Annotated in this window: 14 protein-coding genes; 4 read left to right on the top strand and 10 right to left on the bottom strand. The window is 34.5% G+C overall.

Going from position 1 to position 19,605, the window contains the following annotated elements:
• Positions 1 to 2 precede the first annotated feature (2 nt).
• Positions 3 to 1,802, top strand: a complete 1,800-nt coding sequence (locus LG651_RS01405) for a ribonucleoside-diphosphate reductase subunit alpha (protein ID WP_226694374.1) — start codon at positions 3 to 5, stop codon at positions 1,800 to 1,802.
• A gap of 251 nt (positions 1,803 to 2,053) precedes the next feature.
• On the opposite strand, the gene LG651_RS01400 is transcribed toward LG651_RS01405, so the two are convergent.
• Together LG651_RS01400 and LG651_RS01395 are read right to left on the bottom strand one after the other, a co-directional pair.
• Positions 2,054 to 2,914, bottom strand: coding sequence for an OmpA/MotB family protein (locus LG651_RS01400; protein ID WP_226694373.1), 861 nt, complete (start codon positions 2,912 to 2,914; stop codon positions 2,054 to 2,056).
• 88 nt (positions 2,915 to 3,002) lie between these two features.
• On the bottom strand, positions 3,003 to 5,270 hold the full coding sequence (locus tag LG651_RS01395; RefSeq protein ID WP_226694372.1) for an inorganic phosphate transporter: 2,268 nt from the start codon (positions 5,268 to 5,270) through the stop codon (positions 3,003 to 3,005).
• A gap of 276 nt (positions 5,271 to 5,546) precedes the next feature.
• Here LG651_RS01395 and LG651_RS01390 point away from each other — a divergent pair, with 276 nt between their 5' ends.
• Positions 5,547 to 5,861, top strand: coding sequence for a toxin-antitoxin system YwqK family antitoxin (locus LG651_RS01390; protein ID WP_226694371.1), 315 nt, complete (start codon positions 5,547 to 5,549; stop codon positions 5,859 to 5,861).
• A gap of 73 nt (positions 5,862 to 5,934) precedes the next feature.
• Here the strand turns inward: LG651_RS01390 and LG651_RS01385 are convergent, their stop codons facing one another.
• The 3 genes from LG651_RS01385 to LG651_RS01375 form a co-directional block, all read right to left on the bottom strand.
• Positions 5,935 to 8,823 (bottom strand): TonB-dependent receptor, encoded by a 2,889-nt coding sequence (locus tag LG651_RS01385; RefSeq protein ID WP_226694370.1) that lies wholly within the window; start codon positions 8,821 to 8,823, stop codon positions 5,935 to 5,937.
• Positions 8,824 to 8,892: 69 nt separating this feature from the next.
• Positions 8,893 to 10,191: an autotransporter outer membrane beta-barrel domain-containing protein gene (locus LG651_RS01380; RefSeq protein WP_226694369.1), complete on the bottom strand. Its 1,299-nt coding sequence runs from the start codon at positions 10,189 to 10,191 to the stop codon at positions 8,893 to 8,895.
• A gap of 240 nt (positions 10,192 to 10,431) precedes the next feature.
• Positions 10,432 to 10,806, bottom strand: coding sequence for a carboxypeptidase-like regulatory domain-containing protein (locus LG651_RS01375; RefSeq protein ID WP_226694368.1), 375 nt, complete (start codon positions 10,804 to 10,806; stop codon positions 10,432 to 10,434).
• Positions 10,807 to 10,965: 159 nt separating this feature from the next.
• On the opposite strand from LG651_RS01375, the gene dgt reads away from it, so the two are divergent.
• Positions 10,966 to 12,306, top strand: coding sequence for a dGTP triphosphohydrolase (gene dgt / locus LG651_RS01370; RefSeq protein ID WP_226694367.1), 1,341 nt, complete (start codon positions 10,966 to 10,968; stop codon positions 12,304 to 12,306).
• Between the two features lie 186 nt (positions 12,307 to 12,492).
• Here the strand turns inward: dgt and dxs are convergent, their stop codons facing one another.
• Positions 12,493 to 14,244, bottom strand: coding sequence for a 1-deoxy-D-xylulose-5-phosphate synthase (dxs, locus tag LG651_RS01365; protein ID WP_226694366.1), 1,752 nt, complete (start codon positions 14,242 to 14,244; stop codon positions 12,493 to 12,495).
• 39 nt (positions 14,245 to 14,283) lie between these two features.
• On the opposite strand from dxs, the gene LG651_RS01360 reads away from it, so the two are divergent.
• Positions 14,284 to 14,733 (top strand): nucleoside deaminase, encoded by a 450-nt coding sequence (locus LG651_RS01360; protein ID WP_226695000.1) that lies wholly within the window; start codon positions 14,284 to 14,286, stop codon positions 14,731 to 14,733.
• A 226-nt stretch (positions 14,734 to 14,959) separates the two neighbouring features.
• Here the strand turns inward: LG651_RS01360 and LG651_RS01355 are convergent, their stop codons facing one another.
• The 4 genes from LG651_RS01355 to aspS form a co-directional block, all read right to left on the bottom strand.
• Positions 14,960 to 15,199: a hypothetical protein gene (locus LG651_RS01355; RefSeq protein ID WP_226544304.1), complete on the bottom strand. Its 240-nt coding sequence runs from the start codon at positions 15,197 to 15,199 to the stop codon at positions 14,960 to 14,962.
• Positions 15,200 to 15,207: 8 nt separating this feature from the next.
• Positions 15,208 to 16,992, bottom strand: coding sequence for a chloride channel protein (locus tag LG651_RS01350; RefSeq protein ID WP_226694365.1), 1,785 nt, complete (start codon positions 16,990 to 16,992; stop codon positions 15,208 to 15,210).
• Positions 16,993 to 17,003: 11 nt separating this feature from the next.
• Complete coding sequence (locus LG651_RS01345; protein WP_226694364.1) at positions 17,004 to 17,705, bottom strand: DUF6503 family protein; 702 nt, start codon at positions 17,703 to 17,705, stop codon at positions 17,004 to 17,006.
• Positions 17,706 to 17,785: 80 nt separating this feature from the next.
• Complete coding sequence (gene aspS / locus LG651_RS01340) at positions 17,786 to 19,540, bottom strand: aspartate--tRNA ligase (protein WP_226694363.1); 1,755 nt, start codon at positions 19,538 to 19,540, stop codon at positions 17,786 to 17,788.
• Positions 19,541 to 19,605: the final 65 nt, after the last annotated feature.

The following is a 19,605-nucleotide window of genomic DNA, read 5'->3' as shown; positions in this document are numbered from 1 at the left end:
ACATGAACGAACACACAAATCCAGACCTAAAAAGCGCTCACGTAGAGGCCGAGGCAGCCTCGAAATACGATGAGTTACTAAAAGCTAGAAAAGAAGCCAGACAAGAAACTGCTGCAAAACAACAACCAGAAATTAAATGGTTAACAGAGCACAGTCGTAAATTTTTGTCGTCGGGTTACCTTACCGAAGGTACAACGCCAGAAGCGCGTATTTTAGAAATTGCACAACGTGCTGAAGACATTTTGAAAATAGACGGATTTGCCGATAAGTTCTACGGTTACATGGCCGAAGGTTATTACTCATTAGCGTCGCCAGTGTGGTCTAACTTTGGTAAAAAACGCGGTTTACCAATTAGCTGTTTTGGTTCGCATGTATCAGACGATATGGGTGATATTTTGTACACACAGTCTGAGGTTGGAATGATGTCTAAACTAGGTGGTGGAACGTCTGGATATTTTGGTAAACTGCGTCATCGTGGTGCACCTGTAAAAAATAATGGTGAGTCGTCGGGTGCCGTACACATTATGCAATTGTTTGAAAAAATGGTTGATGTTGTAAGTCAAGGTTCTGTAAGACGTGGTCGTTTTTCCCCATATTTACCTATCGATCATAGTGATATTAATGAGTTTTTAGAAATTGGTACCGAAGGTAACCCAATTCAAGAACTTACTCACGGTGTAACTGTTGGTAACGAGTGGATGCAAGAAATGATTGATGGTGATGTTGAAAAGCGTTCAATTTGGGCAAAAATATTACAACGTCGTGGCGAAATAGGATATCCTTATATTTTCTTTAGAGACAATGCTAACAATAATGCAGCTGATGTTTATAGAGATAAAGGACATGAAATTTATGCAAGTAATTTATGTAGCGAAATTATGCTACCTACAAACGAAAAATGGTCGTTTGTATGTGTGTTATCGTCAATAAACTTGTTACATTACGATAAGTGGAAAGATACCGATGCGGTTGAAACCATGATTTATTTTCTTGATGCTGTTTTAGAAGAGTTCATTACAAAATTAGAAGTTTATAGAGATTCGCCAAACCGCGACGACCAGCAAACCTTCTTGTTTATGGAACGCGCTTATAACTTTGCTAAAGAAAACCGTGCTTTAGGAATGGGGGCATTAGGATGGCACTCTCTATTACAGAGTAAAATGTTATCTTTTGATAGTCAAGAAGCCTTTAATTTAAACAGCGAAATTTTTAAAACAATAAAAGAGCGTTCTGTTAAAGCTTCAGAAGAATTGGCAAAATTGTATGGAGAACCAGAAGTATTAAAAGGCTATGGGCGTCGTAATACAACTTTAAATGCTATTGCGCCTACAACATCTTCAGCGTTTATTTTAGGTCAAGTATCGCAAGGTATCGAGCCAATTTGGTCTAACAGTTATGTAAAAGATATTGCTAAAATAAAAACAACTATTAAAAACCCGTTTTTAATAAATCTTTTAGAAGAAAAAGGAATGAATACTAGTGAGGTTTGGAAGAGCATTCGCGACTACGATGGTTCGGTACAGCACCTAGACTTTTTAAGCGATCATGAAAAGGACGTATTTAAAACCTATTCTGAAATTGATCAGTTAACAATTATTTACCAAGCGGCAAACCGTCAAAACCATATAGATCAAGGACAATCTATAAACATTATGGTACATCCAGATATGCCAGTAAAGGATATTAATAAAATATATATTACGGCTTGGAAATTAGGTATAAAATCGCTGTACTATCAGCATAGTATGAATGCAGCCCAAAAATTCAAACAGAAAAAAGAGTGTACTAGCTGTGAGGGTTAATACAAAAGTGTTATGGATTTTAAAAAAGCATTTCTTTAATTAGAAATGCTTTTTTTTATGCCCTTTCTCAAGGGTTTAATATTTTACCTAAGTGTATAAATGGGTTTGGTTTTGTAATTATTAAAACAAATATCAGTGTTTATAATAGCACGTAATATTAATATAAAAAATAAGACCTGATGGTTTTAAAAACTATCAGGTCTGTTACCAGTTGGTAAATAAATGGACTAATTAAATAATATAATTAATATTTAATCTAAAATGTTTTCTGCCAAAGTAGTATCGTTATCTGCCATTAACGCAAAAAACTTATCAATGTTTGGTAAAATTATAATGCGAGTTCTTCTGTTTTTTGCTCTATCTTCTGCATTATCGTTGCTTGCAATAGGTTGGTAACTGCTTCTACCAGAAGCAATCATTTTTTCTGGAGAAACTTCATACTTTTCTTGTAGCTTTCTAACAACCGATGTAGCTCTTAAAACGCTTAAATCCCAATTGTCTGATACTTTAGCAGTATTAATGGTTCTGGCATCGGTGTGGCCTTCAATCATTACATCTAAACTAGGTTCAGAGTTTATAACATCTGCAAGTTTTTTAAGTACGTTATCGGCTTTACTGCTTAAACGGTAGCTTCCAGTGTTAAATAGCATATTATCGGCAATAGATATCATTACTACGGTTTCATTAATATCTACAGCAAAGTCTTCATCTTCGTTAATATTGCTTTCGTTTATGGCCTTTTCAAGATTGTATGCCACTGCAATATTCATAGAATCTTTAAGTGTTTTAGCATTGCTTAATTTAGCAGCATCAACGTTTTTTAAAGTGGCTCTCATTTGTGCTTTTGCGTCGTTAGAAATAAGGGTGCCATTTTCGGCAACTTCTAACTTTGCATCGCTTTCTGCCTTAAGAGACATTATTTTATTGTTGTAGTTGGCAACTCGAGCTTCAATTTTTGCAAATTTAGCTTCAAGATCTTCTTTAGCAACTTGAGTTTTTTGTAGTTGGCTTTTTATTTCACCATTTTCTTGTTGAAGTGCTACATATTTTTTCTTTGAAACACATGACACTGTAAAAATGGTTGCCAATAATAAAACTGAAAAATTCTTCATAATAATTTAATCTTAATTGTTTTTTATACTTACGGTACAAAATCAATTATAGATGTTTAAATTATTGTTTTAAGAAGAATTTAAGATATTACTTTTTAATGGTAGCTGGCTCAACAGAATTGTCGTGGGCGCTATAATATTCCTCTAAAAGTGTAGTCATAGCTTTTAGTAAATCTTTAGTTTCTAGTAAAATACTAAAATATAAAGTGGTGTTTTTAGGACTAGATTCCTCGGTTCTGGTACGCTCTACTTGTTTTTGTATTTTGTCGTTAAGTAAATCGAAAATGATTTGTTTTTTACTTAAAACTAATCCTATTTCTTCAAAAGAACGCGAGTTAAATGAAGAATTAGTTCTTTCAAAGAGGTTTTCTAAAACTTGATCGACTTCTTTAAGTTCTTTTATTTGTGTAAACTTTAATTTTTTATGATTGTTGTTTACGTGTTTATAACTTACGTTCGAAATGTACTCGAGTGATTGCGTCATGTCTTGTAAAAGGCTTAAAATAGTAATGTAAAAGTTACTTGCCTTTGCACTCGGTTCGTCTAATTTTTTAATAAAATAGAAGATATTATCACGAAGTTCTTCAATTTCGTCCGATAGTTTATTAATATTACTTTTATTTTTTTTAAGCTGCTTTAAATTATGTGTTGCTAGGCCGTTTATAGCACCGCTGTAAATTCTATTACCACGGTTTACTACATTTGCAATGTTTTTAGCACTTTCAATAATAACACCTTGAGTAGAACTACTTTCGGCTTTTTTAAGGCTATCTTCGGCTTTTTGTTCTTTAGCTTTTTTGCTGTGTACAATAGAGTTTCTAATTAAAAGTACAACGGCTATTGTAAGTAAAGCAGTTAACGCATAACCACGACCGTAAAATAAAATTAAGGCCATAACTGCGGCCGCTACGAAAGCACTTAAAGCGGTAAAAAACCAACCACCAATAACATTAAGAACCCCAGCAACGCGGTATACAGCACTTTCGCTACCCCAAGCCCTGTCGGCTAGTGAGGTTCCCATAGCAACCATAAATGTTACGTAGGTTGTAGAAAGTGGAAGTTTCATTGAAGTTGCTATTGAAATTAATACGCTTGCAACCATTAGGTTTACGGCAGCTCGAACTAAATCGAATGCAGGTATGTCATCTTTTTTTAGTAAGGTTAAAACGTCTGGTTTTTTAAACTGTTGTTCAATTTTTTGCTTGAAGGAATTAGGTAGTATGTTATTAAAACTTTCTGAAGCTACAATGCTATATCGAACAATACTACGTGATAAGAAATTAGGTTCAAAACGTTCCGACCCTTCGTCTTGGCGAGATAAATCAACCGATGTTTTTACTACGGCGCGTGCTTTACTAGAAAACCATAATGTAAGCACCATAATTATGCCTGCAATTAAAAGCAAATAAGGTTTGGTTTGCACAGGTTCGCTAAGTGCAACCATGGGGAAATGTTGGGGTAAAATATTTGTAACCGACCAAGCTTCGTAAGAATTAAACGCAGCAATAGGTACACCAATAAAGTTAACTAAGTCGTTACCAGCAAATGCAACGGCAAGAGCAAAAGTACCAACAACAATAATTATTTTATAAATATTGGTTTTTAAGGTTACCATGGCCACGTACGATAAAATGGTAAAAACTACAAAGCCAATGGCAAGAAGCGCTGGCGGATTACCGGTAATTAAAGCTTTTATGGAATCGTTCATGAAAGTGGCATTTTTTATACCTTTAATAAGGATAAAATACATGATAGATGTAATCGCAAAACCACTAAAAACAGCACCAAATATTTTGGGTTTGTTATTAAAATTGAATGATAATAATAACCTAGAAATAAATTGAATTATAGCGCCAACACTAAAAGCAACAACAACAGAAAGTAAAATGCCGAGTATAATTTCGATGGCTTTTTCATTGTTAATGTAATTGCCTATGTTTAAGATAGATTGAGAGTCATCGGCCGAAATTTTTATAATGGCAATACACACCGAAGCCCCTAAAAGTTCGAAAACAATAGAAACAGTGGTCGATGTAGGTAAACCCATGGTGTTAAAAAAGTCGAGCAAGAGTATATCTGTGAGCATAACGGCCATGAAAATAATCATGATCTCGTCGAACATAAATTCGCTTGGGTTAAAAATACCTTTACGTGCAACTTCCATCATTCCGCTAGACGACATGGCACCAATAGCCACACCCAAACTAGCCACAATCATAATGGTTTTAAACGAAACGGCTTTAGAGCCAATGGCTGAGTTTAGAAAATTAACAGCATCGTTACTAACTCCAACAACTAAATCGGCAGCAGCTAATACGGCTAATGCCACCAACATATAGATGTAAATATCTCCCATAAAACTATTAAAAATTATAGGGCAAATGTCTCATTTTAAATTGAACTCAATGTTACCGGAATGTTATGTTCTTTCTATTATACAAGTAAAATTTGTACATTTAGGTGTGTGTTATGCATATTTAGAGGATGGTTGTAAGTTAATTAAATGTTATTTTTTAAAATACTGTAAATCAATTAAATATAGATTTAATGTTAATTTAATGTTATGTGAATGTTTCTTTATTGTAAAAAATGTTTATATTTGTAAAAAAATAATCGAATAAAACCCCATATTATGAAAACAATTTTAACTTTTGCAATGGCGCTGTTTGTTACAGTTGCTTTTGCACAAAAAGAGAAAGAACTAACATTAAATGAAGAAACAAATTTAATTGATGTTGTTTATTATCATAACAACGGTGAAGTTAGTCAAACCGGATCGTTTACTTTAGAAGGAAAACTAGAAGGAAACTGGATAAGCTATGATAAGGACGGAAACAAATTAGTGTCTGCATTTTACAACAATGGAAAAAAAGTTGGAAAGTGGATACATTGGATTAATGGCAAAAAGAAATTTGTTAATTACAATAACAACGTAGCATCTTTGTAATATTAATATTAGTGTAAAAAAAGAGCCTAAAGTGTTTAACTTTAGGCTCTTTTTTTATTTAAATTTTGAAAATTTAGAACTTTAAAGAATATCCTAACGAAAATTCTGTTCCTGGTTGTCTTAAAGAAAATACTTGATTTTGTGCATTAAACGATTCGTAATGACTTTCTCTTTCATCTCCTAAAATGTTGTTTACTTTAAATGAAATAGAAGATCTTTTCTTTTCTCCCAAAGTAAAGTTAGATGTAAAATTTAAACTATGAAATGGTTGTGTGTAAATATCTGGGAAAAATCCAGTACCAACAATTTCTAAAGTTTTACCTTGAACATTATAGAATAAACCAGCTCTAATATCCTTGTCAACGAAATCGTAATCTAAACCAACATTTATTAAGTAAGGCGACATACCTTGTAAATCACGAATTCTATCAACAGTTTCGCCTGTTTTAAGCGTGCCTTCTGCCGTACGTAATTGGAATTCGAATTCAGACATTTCAAGTTCGGACTTAGTATAAGATGCGTTAGCTGTAAGCTTTAAGTTTGTTAAAGATTCGCTTAAAAAACCAAAGTTTTGACGAAATTCTAACTCAGCCCCATATACTTTTGAGTCTCCAAGATTAGCCACCGTAAATTGTGGTGATGCCGAACTTGTATTAGGCATAAATACAATTTCTATAGGGTCTTTAAATGACTTATAAAAACCACTTACAGCAATCATTTGGCCTTCTTCTCTAAATATTTCGTATCTCAAGTCGAAGTTATTAATATAACTTGGGCTAATAGGATCGTAAATTACATCACCATCAGAATCAAATTTACCAAATCCGTTACCTAAAAAGGTATCATTGGTTACAGGATCGTAAATTTGAGCACTAGAAGCTTCTTTAAAAGATGGTCTTGCCGTTGTACGAGAGTACGATGCTCTTAAGTTAGATTCTTCGGTTAATGCATAAATTAAATTAGCCGATGGGTAAAAATCTATTACATCGATAATGTTTTCTCTAGTATAAGACGTTCCATCATTTTCTTCACCTGTATAATATTGAGAATAATATTCTGTACGTATTCCTAAAACACTTTTTAGTTTTTCTGAGAAATTAAATTCTGCTGAAAAATATGTAGCACTAACCTGAGATTCTCCCTCATAAGAGTTTGATGGCTCGTAAACATTTTCTAAATTTAAGTATGTACCTTCACCAGTATCCGGAGTCCAGATGTTTTCTTCTAACAACAATAAATTACTATTTCCATTTGGAATAATTAAGTCTGTTGAAGTAAACGAGTAGTTATCAATACTAAAATCTCTAAACTTGTAAGTATGAGCACCACCAAACTTAACTTTAGCAGGCCTATTAAAAATGCTTACTTTTTTAGTAAAATCTACTTTACCAGTCCAGTTTTCTTCCGATAAGTTTCTCCATAATTGTAATGGGTAACTAGAAGCACTTGGAGAAATAAAATAATCGCCATCATCACTAATTTGTAACGGAGTAATTCTATGATCTTTATCGTAAACACCTGTAAACGTAGGGGCAAATTTCCAATCGAATGTCCAATCGTTTTCAGCTCCCATATTATGAGAACCTGCAACTAATAAATTACTAATAGAACGTTGAGTGTACAATAAACCATCTTTTACAACAGGCTCGAAGGCACCAACACCACCACTGGTATTAATTTGTTGTTCTAAGAAGTTTGAGGTTGTCTCTCCGTTTTGAATGTGTAAAAAGTTAACTTTGTATTTAGAACGACTGGTTTTATAGGTAACACCAACTAATCCGCTTAAAAGAACGGTGTTAATACTTTCCGAACCGGTACTTAATCTATTTCCATCTAGTTCGAAAATATTTTCCGATCCTGAAGTAACACGTCTAGTATAACGACCATCAATTCTTTCGTCATAAAATGTAACATCGTTTTTGTACGAAACAGCAACTTGGTAACCAACTTTATCGTCGTTTTTTAAAGCATATTGATTTCCTGAGGTAAAACCTAAATCGAAGTTAGCTCCGTTAGTAAAATTATCTGCTTTAAGTTGTTTCTCAAAACGATTTGTTAAAGTTGTAAGTAATGTTTTGTTTTCAAAAGTACCTGGAATTGGTTGGTAACGATTTATTGGTAAACTTCTTGTGCCATCGTCGAAACCAAAAATATCTGTATCGCTTCCTTCGTATTTCAGCGCTTCGCTATTAAAGTGCATACTTGGATTATAAGCAGCACCTAAAGAAATAGAATATTCAGCTTTTGTAGGGAAATCTTTTGTAATAACATCTACAATACCACCGGTAAAATCTGCTGGATGTTCTGCAGCTGCAGACTTAACAACAACAATATTATCAATAATATTTGTAGGGAACACATCCATTTGTACGGTGTTTCTATCTGGATCTAAACCAGGAATATCTACACCATTTAAAATAGATTTAGAGTATCTGTCTCCAAGACCACGAACATAAACATATTTACCGCCTTGTACAGAAACACCAGGAACACTTTTTACAGCACTAGCTACATCTCCTGCACCAGTTTTCTTAATACTCTGGGCAGACATGGCATCTAATAATGTTACCGATTTTTTTTGAAGTGCTAAAGCAGCAGATTCTGTATTACGCTTAACACTAGTTGTAATTACAATTTCGTCTAAAGCATTCGAAGCTAATGTAACATCTAAATTAGTAACCTGACCTGCGTTTATTACAACACCGCTAATTTCTTTGGTTTCGTAACCAACAAAAGAAAAGATAATAGTATAAGTACCAGCATCTAAATCCATTTGGTATTTACCGTCAAAATCTGAAGTGGTACCAGTTGTAGTTCCTTTAACCAATATATTCGCAAATGCAAGGGGCTCATTGTTATAGTCGCCGTCAATTACATTACCAGCTAAAACACCGGTTTGCGCTTGGGCAACATTAAATAATCCTATTACAAATAGAATAAGAACTATTAAAATATTTTTCATAAATGAGTTTTATAAACAACTGCTCACCTTGTGAGCAGTTGTACTTATTTTGTTAAATAATGGTTTTTATTAGAAGTCTACGTTTTCAGCTGTATAAGTCCAGCCTAAAACTGTAGTAGTTGCTCCAACTGTTTGACTCCCTTGAGTTACAGCAGTAGCCTCAGAACCTAAACCTGTTACAGTTACAGTATCTGCGTTGTTTTTAAATATGCTAGCAACATCTGTTACACCTGCTGGTAAAACAATTTCCCAGCTGCTCATAGTAACTAAACCATCGTTATAGTTTGTTGCAACACCATCGTTATCTAACTCAACATCAGAAGAATCTTTGAATCCGTAAGCGTAAACATTGTTTACATGTCCTTGTGCATTACTTCTCCAATCTGCATACTCACCGTTTGCAGTTGTAGTGTTACCAATAAGTGTTAAATCGTTGATTGTAAATTCACCATCGATTGAACCTTCTGGACCATCAATTTCTAAAGCATGATCTGAAGCATCACCTAAAATAACTACAGCGTTAGTAATAGTTCCAGAATAAGCTTGGTCGATATCTAAAGCATCATCACCTTGAGCCCATACTAATAAGTTTGAAGCGTTTACAGTTCCACCGAAAAATTCGATACCATCATCAACGTTAGCAACAACTTCTACATTATCGATAGTAGTACCTGTACCAACACCACCAAGAGTTAATCCGTTAATTTCGTTTCCTTCTCCTAATAAAGCACCACCGTGACGGATAGAAACATATTGTAAAGTACCTGAGCTATCAGCATCATCAAAAGCTTCACCGTTAGCTAAATCAGCACCGTATAATCCAAATGTATCATCGGCAGCAATACCTTCAATATTTGCAAGACCAGTATCACCTGAAACAGATATTGTAGCATTACCTAACATAATAATTCCTCCCCATAAACCTCTGTTAGCAGAAGTTAAGTTAGTACCAGAAGTTTCACCTGGCTCGATGTTATCACTTTCAGAAGTAAAAATAATTGGAGCATCAGCAGTACCAACAGCATTAATTTGAGCACCTCTTGCAACAATTAAAGCAGAAGATAAAGAACCTGTACCAGCTCTACCTTTTACAATAGTTCCTGGCTCAATAGTTAAAGTAACACCTTCTTGTACTACAACTTTTCTATCTAAAACATAAACGTTATCTGCAGTCCAAGTAGCATCAAGTGCAATACCGCCAGAGACTACTATGGTTTCATAATCGGCGTCGTTGTCACCATCGTTATCGCCATTATTATAATAATTATTTGTAACCTCCTCTATAATAATTGGAGTATCATCATCTTGTAAACATCCAGTAAGTACTAAGGCAGATGCAGTTAAAAAAGTTAAGAATGATTTTTTCATGAGTATTGATTTTTTAGATATTTTTTTGATTTAATTTTCTCAGCGCAAAGAAACCACTGTACCTTTAAAATTGTGTTACCGAAACATTAAACAACAGTAATAAAAAGGTTAGTTTAATGTTATTTAATTTGTTTTTTACGCTAAATAATTAACATTAAATTAACACTAAAAATAGGCGTATTTTTGTGGTGTTTTTCGGTAACTAAAATTTCCTTTAAAAAGAGAGGGGATCTGTTTGTGTTAGTTAGAGGTTGCCTTGTTATCGGCTTTTTCTAAAACGCTTGCTAAATCGTCGAAAGAGATGGTTTTGGCTTGCAATGCTATTTTTAAAGCTTGCTTATTAGTAGAGTTGTTGGCAACAGCTACTTCCTTATTGTCGTATCCTGCAAACGAAAAAACTAAAGTATAAGTTTTGTTTTCTAACGCTTCAAACTTAAAAGTGCCTTGAGTGTTAGTTAACATTTTTTCGCCAGTTTCCTTAATTAAAACTTCGGCAAAAGCTAAAGGTGAATTTTCAATTTCGCCATCGAATAACGCGCCAGAAATAACGTGGTTATTTTGGGCAAACATGGTGCCTGTAAAAACGAAGCTTAAAGCGATTAAAAAATGTTTCATGAGTTGAATTAAAAATTCAACTGCAAATAAAAAGCAATCAGATAAACGCAATGTTATCAAAACATCAACAAAAGTTAATTAAAAGTTTACCGTAATGTTAAGAAGGTTTTAGTCTTAATTTATTTGGAAATGTTATCTTGCTTTTATTTTACTAAAACAATGAACTGGGAAAAACTATTATCTTTAAAACGATTTGGCGATACAAAAGAACGTTTACGAATTGCGCAAGACGAAACCCGTCTGGGTTTTGAAGTAGATTACGATCGTGTTATATTTTCATCGGCGTTTCGAAGTTTGCAAGATAAAACTCAAGTAATACCACTTTCTGAAACCGATTTTGTACATACACGCCTTACTCACAGTTTAGAAGTTAGTGTGGTTGGCCGTTCTTTAGGACGATTAGCAGGAAAAAAAATATTAGATAAATACCCACATTTACAATACGATTTAGGCTATAAAGCTAACGATTTTGGAGCCATTGTTGCTGCAGCTGCTTTGGCGCACGATATTGGAAATCCGCCATTTGGTCACTCTGGAGAAAAAGCCATTGGCGAATTTTTTATAAACGGAGAAGGTAAAATATATAAAACCGAATTAACTCCTAAAGAGTATCAAGATTTATGCGATTTTGAAGGAAATGCTAACGGATTTAAAATTTTAGCCGAAACGCGCCAAGGTCGCGAAGGCGGATTAAGACTAAGCTACGCAACCTTGGGCGCTTTTACAAAATACCCAAAAGAGTCGTTGCCTAAAAAACCAACAGCCCATATTGCCGATAAAAAATACGGCTTTTTTCAAAGTGAAAAAGAAGCCTTTATCGATGTGGCCAATAGTTTAGGCTTACTAAAACGAAGCGAAACAGATATTAGTTTTTCACGTCACCCATTAACTTTTTTAGTAGAAGCCGCCGACGATATTTGCTACACTATAATCGATTTTGAAGATGGTATAAACCTCGGCCTCATACAAGAAGAATTTGCTTTAGAATATTTGTCTAAAATTATACGAAACACCATAAAACCAGAGAATTATTACGGGCTTGCCACCCGCGAAGATCGCATAGGCTACTTGCGCGCATTAGCCATTGGAAGCTTAATTGACGATGCTGTAAACGTATTTATGGAAAATGAAGACGCCATACTTAAAGGCGAATTTAACTGCGCACTACTCGATAAAAGTAAATACGAAGCTCAAATAAAAGATATCATAAAAATTAGCGTCGAAAACATTTACCAATCCAAAGAAGTTATCGACAAAGAAATAGTGGGCTACGGTGTAATAAAAACCTTGTTAACAGCTTACACGCACGCCGTAAATAATAGTTTTAAAAACCAAGCATCAAATTACGATAAGCTTATTTTAAAAACTTTGCCCGCAAGTTTGCAAACCAACCAAACCAGTTTATACAAGCGTTTGTTAAGTGTTTGTCATTACGTCGCGTCCTTGTCCGATAGTAAAGCCATTTTAGAGTATAAAAAAATAAAAGGTATTGGGTTTTAAAATCCTTTGGGCGTTACCCCGTCCCGAATATTCGGGATCGGGGTCGGGCTTTACGTTACAAGTCCTCGCAAGCTGCGGGCTTTCCACTGCAATCCCTAACGCGACCACCAAATAAGTTTTAGAACAAACTCTATGTTTTTTGAATTTCTAATTAGGCTATTTTTTTGAAAATCAGATAAAAAAGTGCTATGCAAATTTTTGAAACTCGATTTTTAAACTTTCAACATCTAAACCAACCAATCTTTGTAAGTCGTCAACACTACCATGTTCTATAAAATTATCGGGAATACCTTTAACTTTAATGGTGTTTTTGTAATTGTATTTTGCAGCAAATTCTAAAATTGCAGATCCAAATCCGCCCTTTACACTATTATCTTCAACAGTAATTATGGTGCTATAGTTTTTAAAAATATCATGTAATAACTTCTCATCAATCGGTTTTACAAAACGCATATCGTAATGCGAAACTTTTAAATCTTCAATCGATATGGTTATGTTACTTGCAATGGTGCCAACACTTAAAACAGCTAGGTTTTTTCCTTGTTTTAGTTGTTCGCCTTTTCCAATTTCAATAGGTTTAAACGGCACTTTCCAATTAAGCATATTTCCAGTTCCGCGAGGATAACGAATAGCGATGGGTTGATTTAATCCTAATTGAGCGGTGTACATGATGTTACGCAACTCAACCTCGTTTCTTGGTGCAAAAACAATAAGATTTGGTATGCAATTTAAATAGCTTAAATCGAAAACACCATGATGCGTAGCGCCATCTTCACCAACCAAACCGGCACGATCTAAACAAAAAATTACAGGCAATTTTTGCAAAGCAACATCGTGAATTATTTGGTCGTAAGCACGTTGTAAAAAGGTGGAATATATATTACAAAACGGAATTAAACCTTGAGTTGCCATGCCTGCAGCCAGAGTTACGGCATGTTGTTCGGCAATACCAACATCGAAAGCACGTTCGGGCAATTCTTCCATCATGTATTTTAAAGAACTTCCAGTTGGCATTGCAGGTGTAATGCCTACAATATTTTTATTTTGCTTAGCCAACTCAACTATGGTTTCGCCAAAAACGTCTTGAAATTTGGTGTAGCCGGATTTAGTTTTTGGTATAATTTCTCCTGTAATGGCATCAAATTTACCAGGCGCATGATATTTTACTTGGTCCTTTTCTGCTTGTTTTAAACCTTTGCCTTTAGTGGTAATTACGTGTAAAAATTTAGGGCCTTTTATGGTTTTTAATCGGTTTAATTCAGAAATAAGAGCTTCTAAATTATGCCCATCAATAGGTCCTGAATAATTAAAATTTAAGGCTTCAAAAATATTATCTTGCTTTTGTGTGCCTTTTTTAACATTGGTTAAATACTGTTTTAACGCTCCAACACTTGGGTCTATACCAATAGCATTATCGTTTAAAATTACGAGTAAATTAGCATTGGTAACTCCGGCGTGATTTAAACCTTCGAAAGCCATTCCGCTAGCAATACTGGCATCGCCTATAACAGCAATATGATGTTTATTATCTCCTTTTAATTGCGATGCAATAGCCATACCCAAAGCTGCTGAAATAGAGGTTGACGAATGCCCAACGCCAAATGCATCGTATTCACTTTCTTCTCGTTTTGGAAAACCACTTATACCGTTTAACCTTCGATTTGTATGAAAAACATCTTTTCTGCCAGTTAAAATTTTATGTCCGTATGCTTGGTGGCCAACATCCCAAATAAGTTCATCAGTTGGTGTGTTAAACACATAATGCAAAGCAATTGTAAGTTCTACAACACCTAAACTCGCTCCTAAATGGCCTTGTTTTGTTGCTACAATGTTTATAATAAACTCACGTAACTCTTGGGCAAGTTTAGGTAAGTCCTTTTGGTTCAAAAGACGTAGTTCTGTAGGTGATTGTATTTGATTTAAAATTGAATTTTGCACAACGCAAAAGTACAAGTTTGAATTTGTATTTTTGCTATGATGATAAAACCTTTTGACGATACCTATTTTATGAAAAAAGCGCTGCAGGAAGCCGAAGCTGCTTTTGATAAAGGTGAAATTCCTGTTGGTGCTGTTATTGTAATAGAAGACAGAATTATTGCCCGCTGCCATAATTTAACAGAAACCTTAAACGATGTTACGGCCCATGCCGAAATGCAAGCTATTACGGCTGCAGCAAATTTTTTAGGCGGAAAATATTTAAAAAAATGCACACTGTATGTTACTTTAGAGCCTTGCCAAATGTGTGCTGGAGCTTTGTACTGGAGTCAAATAGGAAAAATTGTTTATGGCGCTCGCGATGAAGAACGCGGCTGTATAAATTTAAACACTAAGTTACACCCAAAAACTAAAATGATTGGTGGCGTTTTGGCTGAAGAAGCATCTAGGTTATTGAAACGTTTTTTTGTAGAAAAGCGTAATCTTAATTAATATATTTTGTCAGGTTGAGCGCAGTCGAAACCTAATTGATATTTTTGTTGCGAACCTTTCGACTGCGCTCAAGGAAGCAATTGCCTGTTTTATATCGAACTCAAGTTAAATAGTCTATTATAATATTGGTGGCTGCGTTAGCGATGGAATGGCCTGTTTGAGCTCACCGACGTAGGAGGTAGCGAGTAATGACAGCGCGACCCTTGGGTAACGCCCAAAAAAATAATTAAAGTTTACGTTTGTCGCCTTCGCGTTTTCGCATGGCTTCTAGGTTTTCTTTGGTAAGCATATAATCTTTTACATCTTTATCTTTCCAGTGGCGATAAGAAAACATTGGGATGACTACAAAAAATAAGGCAACTACGCCAAAACCTATGAGCTTTTCGGAGTAAGGGACTTGTAAAACGAAGCCACAAATAATGCTTGCTAATGCTGCAAAAAAGATGATGCCTATTAAATACTTCATGCTATTAATTAAGATTTTGTAAAATTAATTAATTCTCGGCGATATACCGTAAGTAGTTTGGATTTTGACACAAAGCCCATGTATTTATTGTCTTTTATTACGGGTAAATTCCAAGCGTTTGAGTCTTGAAATTTCGCCATAATTTTTTTCATGGAATCGTTATTGTAATCGATTATATCGGGCGGGTTGTGCATTAAGTCTTCAACAAATGTAGTGTTGTAAAGCGATTGATTAAACATGATGTCTCGAACATCATCTAATAAAATAATACCAACTAAAGCATTATCATCGTCGACCACCGGAAATAAATTTCTGGTAGATTTTGAAACGCCTTCGTGAAGCATATCACCTAAACTCATTTCTGGTTTTAAGGGAACAAAGTTGGTTTCTATAACTCTGTTTATATCTAAAACCATAAGCACGTTTTGGTCTTTATCGTGGGTCATTAACTCGCCACGTTGTGCTAGTTTTAATGTGTAAATAGAATGTGAAATGTAATATTTTGTTATAGCAAACGATATGGCCGATACCAACATAAGCGGAACAAATAGTTCGTAGCCACCGGTAATTTCTGCAATTAAAAATATAGCAGTAAGTGGAGCATGTAAAACGCCTGCCATTAACCCTGTCATACCAATTAATGTGAAATTGGATTCTGATACGTGAAACCCAAAACCAATGTTGTTAATTATTTTAGCGAAGGCATTACCCAAAGCGCTTCCCATAACCAAAGTTGGAATAAATACACCGCCAACACCGCCAGCACCAAAAGTGGTTGTCATGGCTATAGCTTTAAATATTGAAATACCTAAAAGCAATGCAATTACAATCCAGATATTATTTAAATCTAACTCGAAAGGTGTGGTGCCAATAGCGGCAAGATGATCGCCTTTAAGTAAGTTGTTCATTATACCATAACCTTCACCATAAAGCGGTGGAATAAAATACAAGATGGTTCCGATTGCTAAACCGCCAATAAGTAAGCGTTTTGCTCTGCTTTCAAATTGTTTGAAAAAATTGGTAATGGCGAAAAACACTTTTGAAAAATAAACCGAAGCAAAAGCAGTAACTAAACCTAAAATGATATAGAAAGCGATATCGTTTATTTGAAATTTATCGGTTAACTCGAAACGCAATAAAAAATCGGTACCTAAGAAAAAATAAGAAGTTATTACCGCTGAAACTGATGCCAACAGCAACGGAATTAAAGATGCAAAAGCAACATCTAAACTAAATACTTCAACAGCAAAAATAATGGCGGCAATTGGTGCTTTAAACATACTTGCCATAGCTCCGGCGGCGGCGCAACTAATAAGCAACATGCGCGTATTTGCATTTACGTGTAATAAACGTCCTAAGTTAGAACCTAAAGCTGATCCTACACTTACGGCAGGACCTTGTAACCCAACCGAACCACCAAATCCTGCAGTTAGTGGTGCTGTAATTAGTGATGCATAAATATTATATCTGGGAATGATGCCTTTTAATTTTGAAATGGCATGTAATGTTGAAGAAATACCATGGCCAATATGCTTTTTTAACCAAGTTTGTTTTATAATATAAACCAATAAAAGACCTATAATTGGAAAAATAAAATAGAGCGAGTTTTGGTAGTTTTTAAATAAATCGATTTCGAAAAGCAACCTAATGTAATGGGTAATGTTTCTTAAGGTTACAGTGCCTAATCCTGCTAAAAACCCAACGATTACACTAAGAATATACACAAAATTTCGTTCGGAAATATGTTTGTATTTCCAAATTAAAAAGTTTCGTAATAGTTGGTTAAATTTCATGAAGCCTCAAACTAATTTAAAATATCGGTTCCTAAATGTTTATCGTCTTTATTCATGTACCAAACTCTTATTTTTGGCATTTTTATATTACTGATTACTTTCTCATCAAATAACAAGATGTATTCGCCATCATTTTTGCTTTCATCATGAAAAAACTGATACACTTCCATTGCATAAGTAGACTTATTAAAATAAAAATACCAAGTGTCTTTACCAACACTTTTATCGTAAGTGGCTTTTAAAACTAAGTATGATTTTCCTTTAAAGGTTTTGCTTTCTACTTTTTCATGAATAATAGTGCCTTCATCTTTAAGCTTCATAGGTAAACCGTATAGGTAAGTGTAATAGTTTTTATAAAGCAATGCGCGATCTTTACTTAATTTATTTGCTTTTAAAATGGCTTCGGAAGGGTTTTTATCCCCATTGAAAACTATAGTTACACTGTCTTTATTAATTATATATTCGGCAATATCATCTCCTACTTTAGTTTTAACTGAAAAAAAAGTATTTGGTAAATCAATATTAATACAGTTATCAATAATTTCTTTTTCAGGTATTTGCATGGTTATTTTTAAGGAATCGGAAAACGTTTCCCAGTTTCCTTCTGGATCGTGATACGCAATGGCTTTATCTAACAACTCGGTTCCTTTTATATCTTGAGAAAAAACGACTAATGAAAATAAAAGTGTAACACATTGTAAAAGTTGTTTCATGGGTTTAATTTTTTTCAGTTTGTTTTTTTCAGTACCAATTAAAAGTAATAAAAAATCCTGCATTTGCAGGATTTTAAAAATTATGATTTTAAATTAAGTTTTAAGCTTAATTCTGTGAGTTGCTCATCGTCTATTGGTGCAGGTGCATCAATCATAACATCGCGACCTGCATTATTTTTAGGGAATGCAATATAATCGCGAATAGTTTCTTGGCCGCCAAGAATAGCCACCAATCTATCTAACCCAAAAGCTAAACCACCATGCGGAGGCGCACCATATTGAAATGCATCCATTAAAAAGCCAAATTGCGCTTTAGCTTCTTCTTCTGTAAATCCTAAATAATCGAACATTAAAGCTTGTGTTTCTTTATCGTGAATACGAATAGAACCACCGCCAATTTCGTTACCATTTAAAACTAAATCGTAAGCATTTGCTTTAACCGCACCCGGATCTGTTTTTAATAATTCTATTTGTCCTGGTTTTGGCGATGTAAATGGGTGATGCATGGCGTGGTAACGCTCGGTGTCTTCGTCCCATTCTAAAAGTGGGAAATCAATAACCCAAAGTGGCGCAAATTCGTTTGGTTTACGCAAACCTAAACGCTCTGAAAGTTCCATGCGTAAGGCACTTAATTGTGCGCGTACTTTGTTTTTATCACCAGAAAGCACACAAATTAAATCGCCTGGTTTTGCACCTGTAACTTCGGCCCATTTAGCTAAATCGTCTTGATCGTAAAATTTATCTACCGACGATTTAAAGCTTCCATCATCATTATATCTACAATAAACCATACCTAAAGCTCCAACTTGCGGACGCTTTACCCAGCTTATTAATTTATCAATTTCTTTTCTGGTGTAACTATTTCCACCAGGAACAGCAATACCAACAACTAATTCGGCATTATTAAAAACTCCAAAATCTTTATGCTGAGCTACTTGGTTTAATTCGCCAAACTGCATGCCAAAGCGAATATCTGGTTTGTCGTTTCCGTATAAACGCATAGCATCATCGTAAAGCATTCTTGGAAATTTATCGACTTCAACACCATTAATTTCTTTAAGTAAATGGCGCGTTAAACCTTCAAAGGTGTTTATAATATCTTCTTGCTCAATAAAAGCCATTTCACAATCAATTTGTGTAAATTCTGGCTGTCTGTCGGCGCGTAAATCTTCATCTCTAAAACATTTTACAATCTGGAAATATTTATCCATACCACCAACCATAAGCAATTGCTTAAATGTTTGTGGCGATTGTGGTAAGGCGTAAAATTGCCCTTCATTCATACGACTTGGCACTACGAAATCGCGAGCGCCTTCTGGCGTAGATTTTATTAAATATGGCGTTTCAACCTCAATAAAACTGGCATTAGACAGGTAATTTCGAACTTCTTGAGTTACTTTATGTCTAAAAATCAAGCTGTTTTTTACTGGGTTTCTTCTAATATCTAAATAACGATATTTCATACGAATATCTTCGCCACCATCTGTTTTATCTTCAATTGTAAATGGCGGAAGTTTAGCTTTGTTTAATATAGTAAGGTCTGAAACAAGCACTTCAATATCACCCGTTGGAATATTTGGGTTTTTAGAAGCCCGCTCTTGTACTTTTCCCTTAACTTGAATTACAAATTCACGTCCAAGTTTTTGGGCGGTTTCCAAAACTTTTTTATTTGTTTGCTCTTCATCAAAATATAATTGAGTTATCCCGTAACGGTCTCGCAAATCTACGTAAACCATAAACCCTTTATCTCTAACACCTTGCACCCAGCCTGCTAAGGTTATTTCTGTATTTGTATGTGATGCTCTTAATTCACCACAGTTATGACTTCTGTACATATCGAAATTTTAATCGTGCAAATTTAATGAAGTAAAATGACTAAGTAAACAAAAATCCTCAACAT

Source organism: Neotamlana sargassicola (assembly GCF_020523965.1).
GTDB classification, from domain to species: Bacteria; Bacteroidota; Bacteroidia; order Flavobacteriales; family Flavobacteriaceae; genus Neotamlana; species Neotamlana sargassicola.
The sequence above is the reverse complement of the archived record's forward strand: the minus strand, read 5'-3'. Positions and strand labels throughout refer to the sequence as shown.

Excerpts from the sequence above, each read along its gene's own strand:
- LG651_RS01390 (WP_226694371.1), top strand. The coding sequence starts at position 5,547 with ATGAAAACAATTTTAACTTTTGCAATGGCGCTGTTTGTTACAGTTGCT.
- LG651_RS01385 (WP_226694370.1), bottom strand. The coding sequence starts at position 8,823 with ATGAAAAATATTTTAATAGTTCTTATTCTATTTGTAATAGGATTATTT.
- aspS (WP_226694363.1), bottom strand. The coding sequence starts at position 19,540 with ATGTACAGAAGTCATAACTGTGGTGAATTAAGAGCATCACATACAAAT.
- LG651_RS01350 (WP_226694365.1), bottom strand. The coding sequence starts at position 16,992 with ATGAAATTTAACCAACTATTACGAAACTTTTTAATTTGGAAATACAAA.
- LG651_RS01405 (WP_226694374.1), top strand. The coding sequence starts at position 3 with ATGAACGAACACACAAATCCAGACCTAAAAAGCGCTCACGTAGAGGCC.
- dgt (WP_226694367.1), top strand. The coding sequence starts at position 10,966 with ATGAACTGGGAAAAACTATTATCTTTAAAACGATTTGGCGATACAAAA.
- LG651_RS01395 (WP_226694372.1), bottom strand. The coding sequence starts at position 5,270 with ATGGGAGATATTTACATCTATATGTTGGTGGCATTAGCCGTATTAGCT.
- LG651_RS01355 (WP_226544304.1), bottom strand. The coding sequence starts at position 15,199 with ATGAAGTATTTAATAGGCATCATCTTTTTTGCAGCATTAGCAAGCATT.
- LG651_RS01360 (WP_226695000.1), top strand. The coding sequence starts at position 14,284 with ATGATAAAACCTTTTGACGATACCTATTTTATGAAAAAAGCGCTGCAG.
- LG651_RS01400 (WP_226694373.1), bottom strand. The coding sequence starts at position 2,914 with ATGAAGAATTTTTCAGTTTTATTATTGGCAACCATTTTTACAGTGTCA.
- LG651_RS01375 (WP_226694368.1), bottom strand. The coding sequence starts at position 10,806 with ATGAAACATTTTTTAATCGCTTTAAGCTTCGTTTTTACAGGCACCATG.
- LG651_RS01380 (WP_226694369.1), bottom strand. The coding sequence starts at position 10,191 with ATGAAAAAATCATTCTTAACTTTTTTAACTGCATCTGCCTTAGTACTT.
- LG651_RS01345 (WP_226694364.1), bottom strand. The coding sequence starts at position 17,705 with ATGAAACAACTTTTACAATGTGTTACACTTTTATTTTCATTAGTCGTT.